The 17,232-nt window shown below is 69.3% G+C and carries 16 protein-coding genes; 7 read left to right on the top strand and 9 right to left on the bottom strand.

The window, feature by feature from the left end; all coding sequences use genetic code 11:
- The first annotated feature begins 9 nt into the window (after positions 1–9).
- The 6 genes from whiA to AC5YDA_RS01095 all read left to right on the top strand — a co-directional run bounded on the left by whiA (position 10) and on the right by AC5YDA_RS01095 (position 4,970).
- A complete protein-coding gene (gene whiA / locus AC5YDA_RS01120; RefSeq protein WP_496188056.1) occupies positions 10–993 on the top strand; it encodes a DNA-binding protein WhiA in 984 nt (327 codons plus the stop codon).
- Positions 994–1,177: 184 nt separating this feature from the next.
- Positions 1,178–2,185, top strand: a complete 1,008-nt coding sequence (gap, locus tag AC5YDA_RS01115; RefSeq protein ID WP_496188055.1) for a type I glyceraldehyde-3-phosphate dehydrogenase — start codon at positions 1,178–1,180, stop codon at positions 2,183–2,185.
- Between the two features lie 39 nt (positions 2,186–2,224).
- Complete coding sequence (locus tag AC5YDA_RS01110) at positions 2,225–3,427, top strand: phosphoglycerate kinase (RefSeq protein WP_496188054.1); 1,203 nt, start codon at positions 2,225–2,227, stop codon at positions 3,425–3,427.
- Between the two features lie 24 nt (positions 3,428–3,451).
- Positions 3,452–4,213: a triose-phosphate isomerase gene (gene tpiA / locus AC5YDA_RS01105; RefSeq protein WP_496192736.1), complete on the top strand. Its 762-nt coding sequence runs from the start codon at positions 3,452–3,454 to the stop codon at positions 4,211–4,213.
- A gap of 88 nt (positions 4,214–4,301) precedes the next feature.
- Positions 4,302–4,565: a preprotein translocase subunit SecG gene (secG, locus tag AC5YDA_RS01100; RefSeq protein WP_496188053.1), complete on the top strand. Its 264-nt coding sequence runs from the start codon at positions 4,302–4,304 to the stop codon at positions 4,563–4,565.
- 48 nt (positions 4,566–4,613) lie between these two features.
- A complete protein-coding gene (locus tag AC5YDA_RS01095; RefSeq protein ID WP_496188047.1) occupies positions 4,614–4,970 on the top strand; it encodes an RNA polymerase-binding protein RbpA in 357 nt (118 codons plus the stop codon).
- Positions 4,971–4,977: 7 nt separating this feature from the next.
- Here AC5YDA_RS01095 and pgl read toward each other — a convergent pair whose 3' ends face one another.
- From pgl to tal, 4 genes are read right to left on the bottom strand one after another with little or no spacing between them, the layout of a single operon-like run.
- A complete protein-coding gene (pgl, locus tag AC5YDA_RS01090; protein ID WP_496188046.1) occupies positions 4,978–5,706 on the bottom strand; it encodes a 6-phosphogluconolactonase in 729 nt (242 codons plus the stop codon).
- Between the two features lies 1 nt (position 5,707).
- A complete protein-coding gene (locus tag AC5YDA_RS01085) occupies positions 5,708–6,616 on the bottom strand; it encodes a glucose-6-phosphate dehydrogenase assembly protein OpcA (protein ID WP_496188045.1) in 909 nt (302 codons plus the stop codon).
- A gap of 17 nt (positions 6,617–6,633) precedes the next feature.
- Positions 6,634–8,178 (bottom strand): glucose-6-phosphate dehydrogenase, encoded by a 1,545-nt coding sequence (zwf, locus tag AC5YDA_RS01080; protein WP_496188044.1) that lies wholly within the window; start codon positions 8,176–8,178, stop codon positions 6,634–6,636.
- Between the two features lie 31 nt (positions 8,179–8,209).
- Positions 8,210–9,313 carry a transaldolase gene (gene tal, locus AC5YDA_RS01075; protein ID WP_496188043.1) on the bottom strand — a complete coding sequence of 368 codons (1,104 nt, stop codon included), beginning with the start codon at positions 9,311–9,313 and terminating at the stop codon, positions 8,210–8,212.
- A gap of 211 nt (positions 9,314–9,524) precedes the next feature.
- Here tal and AC5YDA_RS01070 point away from each other — a divergent pair, with 211 nt between their 5' ends.
- Complete coding sequence (locus AC5YDA_RS01070; RefSeq protein WP_496188042.1) at positions 9,525–10,451, top strand: heme o synthase; 927 nt, start codon at positions 9,525–9,527, stop codon at positions 10,449–10,451.
- Between the two features lie 2 nt (positions 10,452–10,453).
- On the opposite strand, the gene AC5YDA_RS01065 is transcribed toward AC5YDA_RS01070, so the two are convergent.
- The 5 genes from AC5YDA_RS01065 to AC5YDA_RS01045 all read right to left on the bottom strand — a co-directional run bounded on the left by AC5YDA_RS01065 (position 10,454) and on the right by AC5YDA_RS01045 (position 17,093).
- A complete protein-coding gene (locus tag AC5YDA_RS01065) occupies positions 10,454–11,899 on the bottom strand; it encodes a TlpA family protein disulfide reductase (protein ID WP_496188041.1) in 1,446 nt (481 codons plus the stop codon).
- 180 nt (positions 11,900–12,079) lie between these two features.
- Positions 12,080–13,000 carry a COX15/CtaA family protein gene (locus AC5YDA_RS01060; RefSeq protein ID WP_496188040.1) on the bottom strand — a complete coding sequence of 307 codons (921 nt, stop codon included), beginning with the start codon at positions 12,998–13,000 and terminating at the stop codon, positions 12,080–12,082.
- Positions 12,988–13,749: an ABC transporter permease gene (locus AC5YDA_RS01055; RefSeq protein ID WP_496192718.1), complete on the bottom strand. Its 762-nt coding sequence runs from the start codon at positions 13,747–13,749 to the stop codon at positions 12,988–12,990. The genes AC5YDA_RS01060 and AC5YDA_RS01055 overlap by 13 nt, the downstream gene beginning before the upstream one ends.
- Positions 13,746–14,453: an ABC transporter ATP-binding protein gene (locus AC5YDA_RS01050; RefSeq protein WP_496188038.1), complete on the bottom strand. Its 708-nt coding sequence runs from the start codon at positions 14,451–14,453 to the stop codon at positions 13,746–13,748. Before AC5YDA_RS01050 ends, AC5YDA_RS01055 begins: the two co-directional genes overlap by 4 nt.
- 36 nt (positions 14,454–14,489) lie before the next feature.
- A complete protein-coding gene (locus AC5YDA_RS01045; RefSeq protein WP_496192735.1) occupies positions 14,490–17,093 on the bottom strand; it encodes a sodium-translocating pyrophosphatase in 2,604 nt (867 codons plus the stop codon).
- Between the last annotated feature and the right edge of the window lie 139 nt (positions 17,094–17,232).

The raw sequence follows: 17,232 nt of genomic DNA, 5'->3' as shown, positions 1-17,232 counted from the left end.
CTGCACCCCATGGCTCTGACCGCAGACGTGAAGGCAGAACTGGCTCATGTGCCGGTGACCAAGCCCGCCGTGCGCAAGGCGGAGGTTGCCGCCCTGCTCCGATTCGCGGGCAGCCTGCACCTGGCCGGCGGCAAGATCATCGTCGAGGTGGACCTCGACACCGGCGCCGCGGCGCGCCGTCTGCGCACGGCCATCGCCGACCTGTTCGGCTTCACCTGCGAGTTCGTCGTGGTCACCCCGAGCGGGCTCCGCCGCGGGACGCGCTACGTCGTCCGCCTGATCAAGGACGGCGACTCCCTCGCCCGCCAGACCGGGCTCATCGACTCGCGCGGACGCCCCGTGCGTGGCCTGCCCGCCGCCGTGGTCTCCGGGGGGCTGGACGTGGCGACCGCCGTGTGGCGAGGGGCCTTCCTGGCCCACGGGTCGCTGACCGAGCCGGGCCGCTCCATGTCCATGGAGGTCACCTGCCCCGGGTCGGAGGCCGCACTCGCGCTGGTCGGGGCGGCACGGCGGCTCGGCATCCAGGCCAAGGCCCGCGAGGTGCGGGGCGTGGACCGCGTCGTCATCCGCGACGGGGACGCCATCTCGGCGATGCTGACGCGGCTGGGCGCCCACGAGACTCTCCTGGCGTGGGAGGACCGCCGCATGCGACGCGAGATCAAGGCGTCCGCGAACAGGCTGGCCAACTTCGACGACGCGAACCTGCGCCGCTCCGCCCAGGCCGCCGTCGCGGCCGGTGCCCGCGTCGAGCGTGCGCTGGAGATCCTGGGCGACGAAGTCCCCGAGCACCTGAGGGCGGCCGGCGTCCTGCGCCTGGAGCACAAGCAGGCGAGCCTGGAGGAACTCGGTCAGTTGCACCAGCCGCCGCTCACCAAGGACGCCGTGGCCGGCCGCATCCGTCGCCTGCTCGCGACGGCCGACAAGCGCGCCCAGGAGCTCGGCATCCCGGGCACCGAGGCCTCGCTGACCCCGGAGATGCTCGACCGCGACTAGTTCCCGGGGATGGGGGGCCAGACGCCGTGGAAGCGTAAATACTACGGCCTGTCGTGGTCCGATGTGACCGGTTGGCGGACAAGTCGCCCCCCGGTCTTTGACCCGGGCGAATTTCGGTAGGGTGGACCCGTCCAGTTCTCGTCACGAGCGGGCGAGATTCCTTATCTCGAGGAGACCCAGTTACATGACAGTCAAGGTTGGCATCAACGGCTTCGGTCGTATTGGTCGCAACTTCTACCGCGCCCTCATCGCGTCCGGCGCCGATGTCGAGGTCGTCGCCGTCAACGACCTCACCGACAACAAGACCCTCGCCCACCTCCTGAGGTACGACTCGATCCTGGGCCGCTTCGAGGGCGACGTCACGTACGACGACGAGTCCATCACCGCCAACGGCAAGCAGATCAAGGCGTTCGCCGAGAAGGATCCGGCCAACCTGCCCTGGGGCGAGCTCGGCGTGGACATCGTCGTCGAGTCCACCGGCTTCTTCACCGACGCCACCAAGGCGAAGGCGCACATCGACGCCGGCGCCAAGAAGGTCCTGATCTCCGCCCCGGCGAAGAACGAGGACATCACCATCGTCATGGGCGTCAACGACAACCTGTACGACAACGACGCGCACACGATCATCTCCAACGCGTCCTGCACCACCAACTGCCTGGCTCCGATGGCCAAGGTCCTCAACGACGGCCTCGGCATCGTCAAGGGCCTCATGACCACGATCCACGCCTACACGCAGGACCAGAACCTGCAGGACGGCCCCCACAAGGACCTGCGCCGCGCCCGCGCCGCCGCCCTCAACATGGTGCCGACCACGACCGGGGCCGCCAAGGCCGTCGCGCTCGTGCTTCCGGAGCTGAAGGGCAAGCTGGACGGTTACGCCATGCGTGTCCCGACCCCGACCGGTTCGGCGACCGACCTCACCTTCGAGGCCGCCCGTGAGACCACCGTCGAGGAGGTCAACGCGCTGATCAAGGCCGCCGCTGAGGAGGGCCCGCTCAAGGGCATCCTCGTCTACACCGAGGATCCGATCGTGTCCAAGGACATCGAGACCGACCCGGCCGCCTCGGTCTTCGACGCCGGCCTGACCAAGGTCATCGGCAACCAGGTCAAGGTCGTCTCCTGGTACGACAACGAGTGGGGTTACTCGAACCAGCTGGTGAAGCTGACCGAGCTCGTCGCGTCCAAGCTCTGACCAACACCAACACCACCGAATCCTGAAAGGCGAACCCAGGTGAAGTCCATCAACGATCTCGGGGATCTCAAGGGCCGGCGCGTCCTGATCCGCTGTGATTTCAATGTCCCGCTGGACGGCGAGACCATCACCGACGACGGCCGTATCAAGGCGGCCCTCCCGACGCTGAAGCAGCTCACGGAGGCCGGTGCGAAGGTCGTCGTGATGGCTCACCTGGGTCGCCCCAAGGGTGAGGTCAACCCCAAGTACTCCCTCGCCCCCGCCGCCGAGCGGCTCGGCGAGCTCATCGACGCCAAGGTCACGCTGGCCGAGGACGTGGTGGGCGAGTCGGCCAGGGCGGCCGTGGCGGCCATGGAGGATGGCGACATCGTCATGCTCGAGAACGTCCGCTACGAGCCTGCCGAGGAATCCAAGGTGGACACCGAGCGCGAGGACCTCGCCGCGAAGTACGCCGAGTTCGGTGACGTCTTCGTCTCCGATGGCTTCGGCGTCGTGCACCGCAAGCAGGCGTCGGTGTACGACGTCGCCAAGATGCTGCCGAACGCGGCCGGTCACCTCGTGGCGAAGGAGGTCGAGGTGCTCAAGAAGCTGACCGAGACCCCCGAGCGTCCCTACGTCGTCGTCCTCGGCGGCGCCAAGGTCGCCGACAAGCTGAGCGTCATCGACAACCTGCTCAAGGTCGCCGACACCCTCATCATCGGCGGCGGCATGGGCTACACCTTCCAGAAGGCCAAGGGCTACGAGGTCGGCACCTCGCTCCTGGACGCCGAGAAGGTGGACGCCGTCGACGGCTACATGAAGGACGCCGCGGCCCAGGGCAAGCAGCTCCTCATCCCGTCGGACGCCGTCGTCTCGCCGAGCTTCCCCTCCGGGGACGGACCCTTCGAGAAGACCGTCGTCGCGTCCGACGCCATGCCGGCCGACCAGATGGGCCTCGACATCGGCCCCGACACCGCGAGCGCTTACGCCGAGGCCATCAAGGGCGCGAAGACCGTCTTCTGGAACGGCCCCATGGGTGTGTTCGAGGTCGACGACTTCGCCGCCGGCACCATGGCCGTCGCCCAGGCGCTGGCCGACACCGACGCGTTCACCGTCGTGGGCGGCGGTGACTCCGCCGCGGCCGTCCGCAAGCTCGGCTTCGCCGATGACGCGTTCGGCCACATCTCGACCGGTGGTGGCGCCTCGCTGGAGTACCTCGAGGGCAAGACCCTCCCGGGTCTCGCCGTCCTCGAAGGGAACTGACGAGTGGCCAAGCGCATCCCGCTGATGGCGGGCAACTGGAAGATGAACCTGAACCACGTCGAGGCGGCCGGGGTCGTCCAGAAGCTGGCGTGGTCACTGAAGGACGCCAAGTACGACGCCGCGCAGGCCGAGGCGTCCGTGATGGTGCCCTTCACCGATCTCCGGACGGTCCAGACGCTGGTGGAGGGCGACAAGCTCCCCATCAGCTACGGGGCGCAGGACGTCTCGGTACACGACAAGGGTGCCTACACCGGAGAGGTGTCGGCCGAGATGCTCTCCAAGCTGAAGTGCACCTATGTGGTGGTGGGCCACTCCGAGCGCCGCGACTACCACGCGGAGTCCGACGAGCTGGTCAACGAGAAGGCCAAGGTCGTGCTGGCGGCCGGGATGACCCCGATCATCTGCGTCGGTGAGAAGCTCGACGTGCGCAAGGCCGGGGAACAGGTCCCGTTCGTGCTCGCGCAGGTCGACAAGGTGCTCGCCGGGCTGTCGGCCGAGCAGGTCGGCGGACTGGTCATCGCCTACGAGCCCGTGTGGGCCATCGGCACCGGCGAGGTCGCGACCCCCGAGGACGCGCAGGAGGTCTGCGGTGCGATCCGCGGACGCGTCGTTGACCTGCTGGGTCAGGAGGCGGCGGCCAAGGTCCGCATCCAGTACGGCGGTTCGGTGAAGTCGGGCAACATCGTCGACATCATGGCGCAGCCCGATGTGGACGGCGCCCTGGTCGGTGGCGCGAGCCTCGACCCCGAGGAGTTCGCGAAGATCGTCCTGTACTACCAGAACTGAGCTCGTCAGCTGTGTCGGGGCCGGTGACCACGTGGTCACCGGCCCCTTCCGTGTGGGTTAGAATCACCGGGTGACCATTGCTCCCCTCATGACCTGGCCGATCGTCTCGGTGTCGATCCTCCTGGTCCTGACTTCGCTGGCCCTGGCCATGTTCGTGCTGCTCCACAAGAACCGGGGCGGCGGCATGTCCGACCTCTTCGGTGGCGGCATGTCGACCAACCACGGGGGATCCTCGGTCGCCGAGCGGAACCTGGACAGGCTGACGATCGTCATCGGTCTGGTGTGGCTGGCCTGCATCCTGTTGCTGCTGGCCCTCTACCGGTGGTTCCCTGACGTGGGCGTCCTCGGCTGATCCAGCCGCGCAGCCCTCTCTTCAGTCCCAAGCAAGGAGTTCTCAACAGTGGTCGGTGGTAGCGCCATCCGTGGCAGCCGCGTCGGTGCAGGTCCCATGGGCGAGGCCGAGCGCGGTGATTCCGCGCCGCGCCTGTATGTGTCCTTCTACTGCAGCAACGGGCACGAGACACGTCCCGCGTTCGCGGCGGACGCCGTCCTCCCCGAGGAGTGGGACTGCCCGCGCTGCGGCCTCCCCGCGAACCTCGACTCGGAGAACCCGCCGCCCCCGCCGCGGATCACCCCGTACAAGACGCACCTCGCCTACGTGAAGGAGCGTCGTACGGACGCCGAGGCCGAGGCCATCCTCGCCGAGGCCCTCGCCGGCCTGCGCGCGCGTCGCGCCGCCGGCGAGGTCATCTACTGACCCTGGGTCAGAAGCTGCACTCGTGGTAGGGGATGCCTGACCCGGCGGCCCGGTCCACGAGCCACAGCGTGCGCTCCCTGCCCCGGACGACCCCAGCCGGCAGGCTGGGGTCTCCTGCCCAGGAGCGGGCCACGGCGTCCGCCTTGTTCGCCCCGCTGACCAGGAACCACACCTCACGGCTGCGGCTGAGCGTGGGCACGGTCATGCTGATCCGGGACGTCGGGGGCTTGGGGGAGTCACTCACCCCGATCACGGTGTGGGTGGTCTCCTCGAACGACGGGTGGTTGGGGAAGATCGAGGCCACATGGCCGTCCTCGCCCATGCCCAGCAGGCAGATGTCGAACACCGTGTCGCCCAGCTCCTTGGCGTACGTCAGCGCCGAGGCCTCGTTGTCCGTGACGCCATCGGCGGCCGACATGGCGTGCGTGTGGGCGGGGCTGACCTGGAGCGTCCGTGCCAGGATCGCCAGCGCGTGCCCGGCATTGCGATCCGGGTCCTCGGTGGGCACGAAGCGCTCGTCCCCCCACCAGAGTTCGATGCGGGTCGGATCCAGCTCGGACCCCTCCACGAGGTCGGCGAAGGCGTCATAGATGCGGTTGGCGATGCGGCCACCGGTCAGGCAGAGGTGCACCGACCCCTCGGTGGCCGCCTGAAGTTCCACCAGGCGCGCCATCAGACGCTCGGCGACGCCGTCCGTGAGATCGGTGCCGGAGGCCCAACGCAGGACCTGCTCCACGTCAGTTCCCGCCGTTGACGATGGCGCGCAGGCACGCCATCGACTCGAGGAAGACCTTGTCGGTGTCCAGACGGCGCAGTTCCTCCCCCAGCAGGGCGCTCAGCTCGCGGCGACGCAGGGCCACCGAGCGGGGGGGCGTCCGCGGTGCGGTGAACGTGGCCATCTTCCCGTCCGGACGCCTCAAGGTGATGTCACCGTCAGCGGTGGTGAGGATGACCCCGGTGACGCCCGGGCCGCCGTCCTCCTCGAAGTCGACGTGGACGCCGAGGCGTGACCTCAGCCACGCCGCCAGCAGCAGGCCGCCGGCGTTGTTGGGCGCCGCGGTGACCTTGCCGGACAGGACGGGCATCTGGTGGTTGTCCAGTGCCGAGGCGAGCAGGGCACGCCACGGCGTGAGGCGGGTCCAGGTCAGGTCGGTGTCGCCGGGGGCGAGGCTGTCCGCGCGGGCGACGAGCGTGCCCAGCGGGTCGTCGGTGCCCATGGCGTCCGTGATGCGTCGGACGGCCAACTTGCCGATCGTGTCCTCGGACACGGATGCGGGTGCCTTCCCGGGCCACCAGGCGATGACGGGGGAGTCCGGGAGCAGCAGGGGCAGCATCGCCGACGTCTTGTGGTGCATCAGCTCGCCGTGGAACTTCAGCGCGATCACCTCGCCGGGGATCTCGTCACCGATGTGGAGTTCGGCGTCCAGCCGATCCGTACGCGCGGAGCCGTCCGTGGCGATGATGATGCGCGAGGGGTGCTCGCGCCCCGCGTCGACGCACGCGTCGAAGACGTCGTCGAACTCGTCGGCGGTGGGGATGGCCAGCATCGTGAAGACCATGCCGGACGCCGCCCCGACGCTCTGGCGCGCCTGGGTGATGGCGACCTGGATCTTGGCGGACGTCGTGTCCTTGAGGGTCGTGATCATGGTTCTCTCCTTGCCGACTACGGACGTCGCCACGCGAAGCCGTCGCGTTCCAGCATCGCCGCGCCCGAAGGCGGGCCCCACGTGCCGGCCGTGTACCCCTCGGGCTGGTGCTCCTTCTGGGCCCAGTACTCGAGGATCGGGTCGAGGATCATCCACGACAACTCGACCTCCCGGTGCTGCGGGAACAGCGGCGGGTCGCCGAGCAGGACGTCGAGGATGAGGCGCTCGTACGCCTCGGGGCTCGACTCGGCGAAGCTGGTGCCGTAGTCGAAGTCCATCGAGACGTCGCGGATCTCCATCGGGGTGGCGGGTACCTTGGCGCCGAAGCGGAGGGTGATGCCCTCGTTCGGCTGGATGCGGAGCACCAGCGCGTTGGCGCCGAGTTGTTCGGTGTCGGACATCTGGACCGGCAGGTGCGGGGCCGGACGCATCATCAGGGCGACCTCGGTCACCCGGCGCGGCATGCGCTTGGCCGCCCGCAGGTAGAACGGGACGCCCGCCCACCGCCGGTTGTCGATGTCGACGCGGAAGGCCGCGTAGGTCTCCGTCTGGGAGTCCGCCGGGATGCCGTCCTCCTCCAGGAAACCCTTCACCTTCTGGCCGCCCGCCCACCCGGCGGTGTACTGGCCGCGAGCGGTGTGGTTCTTCAGGCTGCGGGGGGCTCGTGCTGCAGCCAGCACCTTCTCCTTCTCGGCCCGGAGGTTGCCGGCCTCGAACGAGGAGGGCTCCTCCATGGCGGCGAGGGCCAGCAGTTGGAGGAGGTGGTTCTGGATGACGTCGCGCGCGGCGCCGATGCCGTCGTAGTAGCCCGCGCGTCCGCCGATGCCGATGTCCTCGGCCATCGTGATCTGGACATGGCTCACGTAGTTGCGGTTCCACACCGGCTCGAACAGTTGGTTGGCGAAGCGGAAGGCCAACATGTTCTGGACCGTCTCCTTGCCCAGGTAGTGGTCGATGCGGAACACCGAGTCGGAGTTGAAGACGGACGAGACCTTGCGCTCCAGTTCCTGCGCGCTGGCGAGGTCATGGCCGAACGGCTTCTCGATGACGACACGGTTCCAGGGCACCGACTTGGACTTGTCGACCAGGCCGTGCCTGCTCAACTGCTCGATGACCTGGTCGAACCCGGCGGGCGGGATCGAGAGGTAGAAGGCGTGGTTGCCCTCGGTGCCCTGGGTCTCGTCGAGTTCGCGGAGGGTCTCCTGGAGCTTCTCGAAGCCCCCGTCGTCGTTGAACGCGCCGCTGACGAACCGGATCCCCTCGGCGAGCTGGCGCCACACCTCGGGCCGGAACTGCGTGCGGGCGTTCTCCTTGACCGACGTCAGGAAGTAGTCGGCGAAGGCCTCGTCGTCCCAGTCACGGCGTCCGTAGCCGACGAAGCTGAACCCGGGCGGCAACAGGCCCCGGTTGGCAAGGTCGTAGACAGCCGGCAGGAGCTTCTTGCGTGCGAGATCGCCGGTCACCCCGAACATGACGAGGGCACAGGGCCCTGCGACACGGGGCAACCGGCGATCGTGGGGATCACGCAGAGGGTTGGTGTAGGGAAGGCTTGTCACGCACACACCCTAGCGCCCACCCCCGGTTGGGGAAGGGTCACTTCTCCTGGGCCAGGGCCTTCTCGACGGCGGTCACGAGCTCGCTGTCCCACGAGGCCTGGAACTTCGACACGCCCTCGGACTCGAGCACGTTGAACACGTCGGTCAGGTCGACGCCCACCGCATCGAGGGCGTCCAGCACCTTGACGCCGTCGGCGCCGGTGCCCTCGATGGGGGCGCCGAGCTCACCGTGGTCGGCGAAGGCCAGCAGGGTCTTCTCCGGCATCGTGTTGACGACGCCGCGGGCGACCAGGTCGGACACGTACAGGGTGTCGGAGTAGTCGGCGTTCTTCGTGCCGGTGGAGGCCCACAGCGGTCGCTGCTTGTTGGCGCCCTTGGCCTCGAGGGCCTTGAAGCGATCGGAGGAGAAGACCTCCTCGTAGGCGGCGAAGGCGACCTGGCCGTTGGCGACGGCGGCCTTGCCCTTGAGCGCCTTGGCCTCGTCGGTGCCGATCTCGTCGAGACGGTTGTCGATCTCGGTGTCGACGCGGCTGATGAAGAAGGAGGCGACGGAGTGGATCTTCGACAGGTCCTTGCCGGCGGCGTCCGCCTGCTCCAGGCCCGCGAGGTAGGCGTCCATGACGGCGCGGTAGCGGTCCTCGGAGAAGATCAGGGTCACGTTGACGGAGATGCCGCGGCCGAGGGTCTCGGTGATCGCGGGCAGGCCCTCGAGCGTGGCGGGGATCTTGATCAGGACGTTCTCGCGGTCGACCAGGTCGTACAACTCCTGGGCCTCGTCGATGGTGCCCGGGGTGTTGTAGGCCAGGCCCGGCGCGACCTCGATGGAGACGCGGCCGTCGACCCCGTTGGTCTGGTCGTAGATGCCCTTGAAGAGGTCGCAGGCATCCTGGACGTCCTTGGCCCAGAGCTGCTTGATGGCCGACGCGGTGGAGGTGTCGGCCGGGAGCGCGACGATGTCGTCGTGGTACTGGTGGCCGCTGGTCAGTGCCGCGGCGAAGATGGTCGGGTTCGTCGTGACGCCCGTGACCGACTTGTCGTCGATGAGCTCCTGGAGGTTGCCGCTCTGGAGACGAGCGCGCGAGAGGTCGTCGAGCCAGATCGACACGCCGGCGTCGGCGAGTGCCTTCATGCGAGAGTTCATAGCGTTCTCCTGTGGTCAGGGGTCCAAAGGCGTCACTCGACGCCCACGTCTCCGACTCTACTAACCCGGTTGCGCGCTGGACATGGGAGTTGCCGAAACGTCGCATCGGGACGAGCGGGGGAGGGAGGTCCTCCAGCGGTCGGTTAGACTTCCACGAAAGGGTCGTGCCCCGTGCGCGCGGCCGGATCCTGAAGCCGCCGGAGGTCACGCCATGCACCCAGCCAGGACGGAGGCCCCCGCCGCCGCCCAGAGTGGGGCCCTCGGCACCCTCACGGCGTACGTCGGGTTGACGAAGCCGCGGATCATCGAGTTGCTGCTGGTGACGACGTTCCCGGCGATGTTCCTGGCGGCGGGTGGGTTCCCCCCGCTCGGGCTGGCGACCGTCACCTTCGTGGGCGGCACCCTGTCCGCGGCGTCCGCGAACGTGTTCAACTCGGTGCTGGACGCCGACATCGACGAACAGATGCGCCGGACCCGACGGCGTCCCATGGTGCGTGAGCGGGTGTCGCGCCGCTCGGCCTACGTCTTCGGCGTGGTGCTCGGCATCGTGTCGACCCTCATGTTGGGCCTCGGTGCGAACTGGCTGTCCGCCGCGCTGTCGGTGACGGCGATCTTGTACTACGTCTTCATCTACACGGTGTGGCTCAAGCGTCGGACGACGCAGAACATCGTGTGGGGCGGTGTGGCCGGTTGCTTCCCGCCGCTGATCGGGTGGACGGCCGTGACCGGGTCGATCTCCTGGCCCCCGATCATCCTGTTCCTCATCGTGTTCTTCTGGACGCCCCCGCACACCTGGGCACTGGGGCTGCGGTACCGGGAGGACTACGCGTCCGTCGACGTGCCCATGCTGCCCGTGGTGAAGGACGCCCAGTACGTCGGACGGCAGATCCTCGTGTACTCGGTGCTGACCGTGCTCGTGAGCCTCGCCCTCTGGCCGGTCGCGGGGACGGGCTGGCTCTACCCGGCCGCCGCCGTGGTGGCCGGCGCGTGGCTGATCTGGGAGTCCGTCGCGCTGCTGAGGCGCGCCAACGCGGGCCTGCGCGATGCGGCGCTCAAGCCCATGAAGCTGTTCCACTGGTCGAACAGCTACCTCGCGATCGTGTTCATCGCCGCTGCTGTTGACCCGCTGGTCTTCTGAGGTCAGGGCGCCTCGTTCAACTGGGCCTCGATGTCGGAGACGAAGGTCTCGATCTCCTGCATGCCCCGGACGGGACCACCTGCGAGCAGGCCGTCCGCCCCCACGAGGACGGCCATCGGGCTCTGGTGCATCCCCAGTGCGCGCTGGGCGAGCCCGGCGTGGTCGTACAGGACGCCATCGCTGGGGCGGAGGTTCTCGGGGATGGCGTCGGCCTTCAGCGTGCTCAGGAGCCCCACCTCGAGGGCGGGCAGGCGCCGGCGCCAGCCGTCCATGGCCGCCGACGCCTCCTGGGAGGTTCCGCACAGGCAGTTGATGCTGACGAGCAGGGCCGCCTTCTGGGTCACGAGTTCGCGGATCGTCCGGGGGCCGTCCGCCCCGAAGACCACCGCGTCCGGGATCGGGAGGCGCTCGTAGACGTCGTCGTCGTCCGCGGGGGTCTCGTCCGCGGCGTCCGTCCGCGCCTCGTCCGGCTCGGGCTCGGCAGCCGCCTGACTGGGCTCGCCTGCGGCACCCACGGACGCGATCAGCCGGCGGACGGAGGTCTCACCGAGCGCCGGTTCGGCGAGCAGGACGCCGCGGGAGTCGACGAGGAGGGCCGTCGGCGTGGCCGAGGCGAGGACGCCCATGATGTTCCCGTGGGGATCCATCAGGGCGTCGGTCTGGACCGCCGCCGCGCGGGTGCGCAGTTCGTCCGCGACCCGGTCGCTCACCACCGGGCGGATCGTCACCCCGGGGGCGGAGGCGCGCAGGTCGTCGAGGTCGTCCATCAGGGAGGCGCAGGGGCCGCACCACAGGCTGAGGGCCAGCAGAATCGTCCGTTCACCGCCGAGGTTCGCCAGCGACACCGGCTCGCCCGTGTGCGCGTCCAGCATGGTCGCCGCGGGGAGGGGGCGTCCGACCGCCAGGTCCCGTCCGGGGACCTGCGCCACCTGGCCCCGACCGAGCACGAACAGGGTCACGGCACCGGTGAGCGCGGCCATGAGGAGCCAGCCCAGGGTGGTGCCCGGCGTGGCCATCAGCGCGCGCGGCACCGAGACATCCACGCCGACCGCGACGAGGCCCAGTGTGGCGGTCGCGACGAGGATGGCGTTGCGGGTGAGCGTCCGGGCCGACACCCCGTCGTCGCCGAGCCTGCCGAAGCAGCTGCACGAGACCTTCTCCTCGAAGCCGAGTGCCCGGCGGATCACCACGAGGTAGATCGAGAACAGAACCAGCGTGGCCACCACGCCGAGGGCGAGCAGCCCCCCCGCGGTGACGAGGAGCCAGACGCCCAACACGATCTCGACCCACGGCAGCAAGGCGGGAGCGGGGGACTTCGCCAGGACGGTTGGCAAGCGCAGCGCGACGAACGCGTCCCGGGTCGCGGCAGGCTCTCGCACCTTGGCGATGCCGCTGACCAACAGGACCCCGGCGCACAACACCAACGGGATGACGAGGAAGGAAAGCACGGTCACATCCTCGCAGCACGGTGGTGGACACCCCAAAGCGCCGGTACGGCGGGCCCGGACCCGCGGAACACTCGGACTCGGCAGATCGGCCCACAGTGTCCACCCAGCGTTCATCCGGGCGTGGGCTGGGGCCGCGGCGTCGTGATGGAGAGGACGGAGACCGGCCAAGCCTCCTCGGCGCTAGGGGAGCAGGCCCTCGGCGCGTTGGGCAGGAGCCCTCGGCGGCTCCGCCGGCGAGGACGCCCCGGCGTAGGTCGTCGCGTTCCAGGCGTGGCCGAGCGCCACGACGAACAGGGTGGTCCCGATCATGTGCAGCAGCACCAGGAACGTCGGCAGGTGCGTGAAGTACTGGAGGTAGCCGATGACGCCCTGCAGCAGTTGCGTGGCGAGCAGGGCCGACCACACCCGGCGCAGGCGGGCGTCCGACCAGGCCCAGACGAGGCCCAGTACGGTCAGCGCGACCAGGAGCCACACGGACCAGGCGTGGATCTTGGCGGTCCACTCGGGGCTGAACCCATTGCGGCTCGCGGCCCCGTCGCCGGAGTGCGGTCCTGAACCGGTCACGACCACGCCGACGGCGATGACGACCAGGCCCAGCAGGAACACGAGCCGGGTCAGGGTGTAGAGGCGCCCGGACGCCGGCGCCGGCTCGCGCCCGAACGCGAGGCGGACCATCTCCAGCGAGATCAGGATCAGCGCGACGGACGCGACCATGTGCAGTCCCACGACCCACGGGTCGAGCTGGGTCAGGACGGACACGCCGCCGATGACGGCCTGGGCGATGATCCCGAGGCCGATGCCGATCGACAGCTCGAACAGGCGCAGGGGGGCGACCCGGCGGCGGAAGGCCCGCCACGCGACGATGGCCGTGGCCAGGGCGATGGCCGCCAGGACGAACGTCAGCAGGCGATTGCCGAACTCGATGGCGCCGTGCAGGCCGTCCTCGGGGCGGGGGACGTAGCTGCCGGGCTGGCACTGCGGCCACGTCGCGCACCCGAGGCCCGACTTGGTGAGACGGACGAGGGCGCCGGTCCAGATGATCGCCATGTTGGCGACCAGGTTGGCGATGGTGAGGCGGCGCAACAGGGTCACGAGGTCCATCGGAAGGCCTTTCGAGCGACGAGCAGGGCGACGGACGCCCAGACGGCGAGGATCAGGAGGGAAAGTGGCCCGGCCGATCCGACCGAGGCGTCGCGGAGGGTCTCCCCGAGGGCGCCGGACGGGGTCAGGCGCAGGGGCCACTGCGCCCAGGACGGGTAGGAGGTCACCGGCAGCACGAGGGCGCCCCCCGCCGCAACGGCGAGGTAGATGAGGTTGGCGATCGCCAGGGTGGCCTCGGCGCGGAGGCGTCCGGCCAGGGCGAGGGCGAACCCCGCGAAGGTGACCAGCCCGAGCAGCGAGGCCACCACGGCGATCCCCCAGGACAGCGCGTCCGGCACCGGGCGCCACCCCAGCCCCGCCGCGATGAGGGCCAGCAGCAGGACTTGGGCCGCGGCCACGCCCGCGGTCGCCAGCGCCTTGCCGGTGATGAGGTCGCCGCGTGTGAGCGGGGTGGCCACCAGACGCTCGAGCACGCCGTAGCGGCGTTCGAACGCCGTGTTGATCGCCAGCGACGTGAACGAGGTCGACCACAGCGCCAACGCGAGGACGGAGGGGGGCAGCAGCGCCGGGTCGAGGCCGATCCGGTCGCCCAGGAACATGCCGCCCACCAGCACCGCGATGGGGATCACCAGCGCCAGGATCAACTGCTCGCCGTTGCGCAGCAGCAGCGTCGCCTCGGTGCGCGCGTGGCTCAGGATGCGCTCGGTGCGGGGCGCGGGTGCCGGGGCGGGGGAAAGGTCGAGGGTCACGCGCCCGCCCTCGTGTTCTTGAGGAAGACGTCCTCGAGCGATGCCTCGGCCGTCAACTCGGGGACGGTGCCGCTGATGGTGATGCGTCCGGCATCCATGATCCAGACGTGGTCGGCCAGCTGGGCCGCCTCGTCCATGGCGTGGGTGGTCAGCAGGACGCCGACGCCGGCGTCCGCGAGCTGTCGGATGACCGCCCAGGTTCGGCGGCGGGCGTGGGGGTCCATGCCGGCGGTGGGCTCATCCAGCAGGACGAACTCGGGGCGTCCGATGAGGGCGCCGGCGAGGTTGACCGCCTGCTGCTGCCCGCCCGAGAGGCGCCGGTAGGGCGTGGTGACGAAGTCGCCGAGGTGGAGCGCGTCGACGAGGGTGTCGACGGGCTGGGGGTTGGCGTACAGGCTGGCGAGGTAACGCAGCAGTTCGCGCGGGCGGATCCCGGACCAGGCGCCGGTCGACTGGGGCATGAGGCCGAGGCGGGCCAGCGCGCGCGGGTCGCCCGGGCGGCGTCCGAGCACCGAGACCTCGCCCGACGCGGGCTCCACGAGCCCGGTGAGGACGCGGATCGTCGTCGTCTTGCCGGCACCGTTCGGGCCGAGCAGCGCGGTCACGGCGCCCGGGGCGGCGGTGAAGCTCAGACCATCGAGAACGCGCTTGTCGCCGAAGGCCAACTCGACCTCACGGAGGGCGAGGGCGGCGGCAGGGGACATGCCGGGCAGTCTAGCGGCGTCGCGGTGTGGCTCTGCTCATGCGACCGGCTTGCCCACGGCCTCCTCCGGGACCGAGCCTCTCTGCCGGGCCGGGGCGTCGATCGGGGCCGGGGCGTCGATCGGGGCCGGGGCATCGATCGGGTCCGGGTCGTCGATCGGGTCCGGGTCGTCGACCGGCGCGATGTCCATCTCGGAGGTGGTGGCGGTGTCGATCCGCATCGCGTAGTAGGAGCGCCACATGAACACGAGCGCCACGATGAAGGACGCCACGGCCAGCAATGCCACCAGTACGTGGCCCTCCGAGTCGCGCAGGGAGACGCCCAGCTCGACGGCCAACAACCCGAACAGGGTGGTGAACTTGATGACCGGGTTCAGCGCGACCGACGAGGTGTCCTTGTAGGGATCGCCCACGGTGTCACCGACGATCGACGCGTCGTGCAGCGGCGTCCCCTTGGCGGCCAGGTCGACCTCGACGATCTTCTTCGCGTTGTCCCAGGCGCCGCCGGCGTTCGCCATGAAGATCGCCTGGTACAGGCCGATGATCGCGATCGAGACCAGGTACCCGATGAAGAAGTACGGGTCGGTGAACGCGAACGCCAAGGTGGCGAAGAACACGCCCAGGAAGATGTTGAACATCCCCTTCTGTGCGTACTGGGTGCAGATCTCCACCACGCGTCGCGAGTCGGCGACGGACGCCTTGGTGACCCCGTCGAGCTTGATGTGGTCCGCGATGAAGCCGACCGCGCGGAACGAGCCCGTGGTGACGGCCTGGATGGAGGCCCCGGCGAACCAGTGGATGACCGCGCCGCCCATGATGAGACCCAGCAGGAACGGGGCGTACAACAGGCTGAGCTTGTCGATGTTGGCCGTCATGCCCGAGGTGAGCAGCATCATGATCGAGAAGATCATGGTGGTCGCGCCGACGACCGCCGTACCGATCAGGACCGGCTTGGCCGTCGCCTTGAACGTGTTGCCGGCGCCGTCGTTGAGCTCCAGCAAGTGCTTCGCGTGCTCGAAGTCCGGTGTGAAGCCGTGGTCGCGCTCGATCTCCTGGGTGATGTGGGGCAGGTGCTCGATCGTGGAGAGCTCGTAGATCGACTGGGCGTTGTCGGTGACCGGGCCGTAGGAGTCGACGGCGATCGTGACCGGGCCCATGGCGAGGAAGCCGAACGCGACCAGGCCGAACGCGAACACCCCGGGGGCGACCATGATGGCGTCCAGGCCGAGCATGGACATCAGGTACGCGGCAGTCATCAGGGCGACGATCGCCAGGCCGAGCCACAGTGCCGAGAAGTTGCCGGCGACCAGGCCCGACAGGATGTTCAGCGAAGCGCCGCCGCGCTTCGACGACTGCACCACGTCCTGGACGTGGCGGCTCTTCACCGAGGTGAACACCTTGACGATCTCCGGGATGAGCGCGCCGGCGAGCGTGCCACACGACATGATCGCCGCGAGCTTCCACCACAGGGAACCGTCGCCGAGGTCGGCGATCAGCAGCCGGGACACCCCGAAGGTGGCCAGGATCGAGATCCCGGAGGTGATCCAGACCAGTTCGGTGAGCGGACGCTCGAAGTCGATGTGGTCGGAGCCGTTGCGGGCCGCCTTCGTGATGGCCGAGCTGACGAAGTAACTGACCAGCGAGGCAGCGATCATGGTGGCGCTCACGGTGAACAGCCACACCAGCAGCGTGGCCTGGGTTGCGGGCACGGCGTCCTCACCGAGCATGCGGCCGCCCACCGCGAGCATGATGAAGGTGACCAGCGCGACGCTGGTGACGCCGTAGGTCTCGAAGCCGTCCGCGGACGGGCCCACCGAGTCGCCGGCGTTGTCGCCGGTGCAGTCGGCGATGACGCCGGGGTTGCGGGCGTCGTCCTCCTTGATCTTGAAGGCGATCTTCATGAGGTCGGAGCCGATGTCGGCGATCTTGGTGAAGATGCCGCCGGCGATGCGCAGGGCGCTCGCGCCGAGGGATTCGCCGATGGCGAAGCCGATGAAGCACGAGCCCGCGATCTCACCCGGCACCAGCAGCAGGATCAGCAGCAGGATGAGCAGTTCGAGGCTGATCAGCACGGTGCCGATGCTCATCCCGGCCCGGAGCGGGATGTGGTGCAGGTCGTACGGACGCCCCCGCAGCGACGCGAAGGTGGTGCGCGAGTTGGCGAACGTGTTGACGCGGATGCCGAACCAGGCGATCCCGTAGCTGCCGGCCATGCCGAGCAGGCTGAACGCGAGGATGACCAGCGACTGACCCAGCGGCGTCCCGACCAGGAATTGGAAGTACAGGAAGATCACCGACGCCGTGAACGCCCAGAGAATCATCAGGAAGCGCCCCTGCTGTTTCAGGTAGGCCTGGCACGTCGTGTAGATCAACTCGGACACCTCGCGCATCGCCACGTGCACGGGGAGCCGGCGCAACCCCAGGAAGCTCCACAGGCCGAAGCCCAGCCCGAGCACGCTCATGACGATGCCGAACAGCAGCAATGCCCGGCCGTCCACGGCGCCACCGAAGAAGGTGGCCAGGGACAGGTCGGGCAGGTGCAGGTTCGCCTCCCCGCCGGCCGGACGCGCTGGGGCGTCGGTCTGGGCGGTGGTCGAGCATCCGGCCAGGGCCAGTCCGGCGAGGCCGATGAGTCCGAGCACGCGGGCCGCCCGACGGGGGCCTCCCGATGCCGTGCGTGTCGAGGAACTGCGGCCCGGGCGTCCGGGGATGGCTGCTGGAGCGGTCACGTGACCCCTTTGTGCGTCGTCGTTGGCGCGCAGCCGTCATTGGCTGCCAAAG

It is taken from the genome of Propioniciclava sp. LT294 (assembly GCF_059516005.1).
This window is presented reverse-complemented; position numbering and strand designations above follow the sequence as displayed.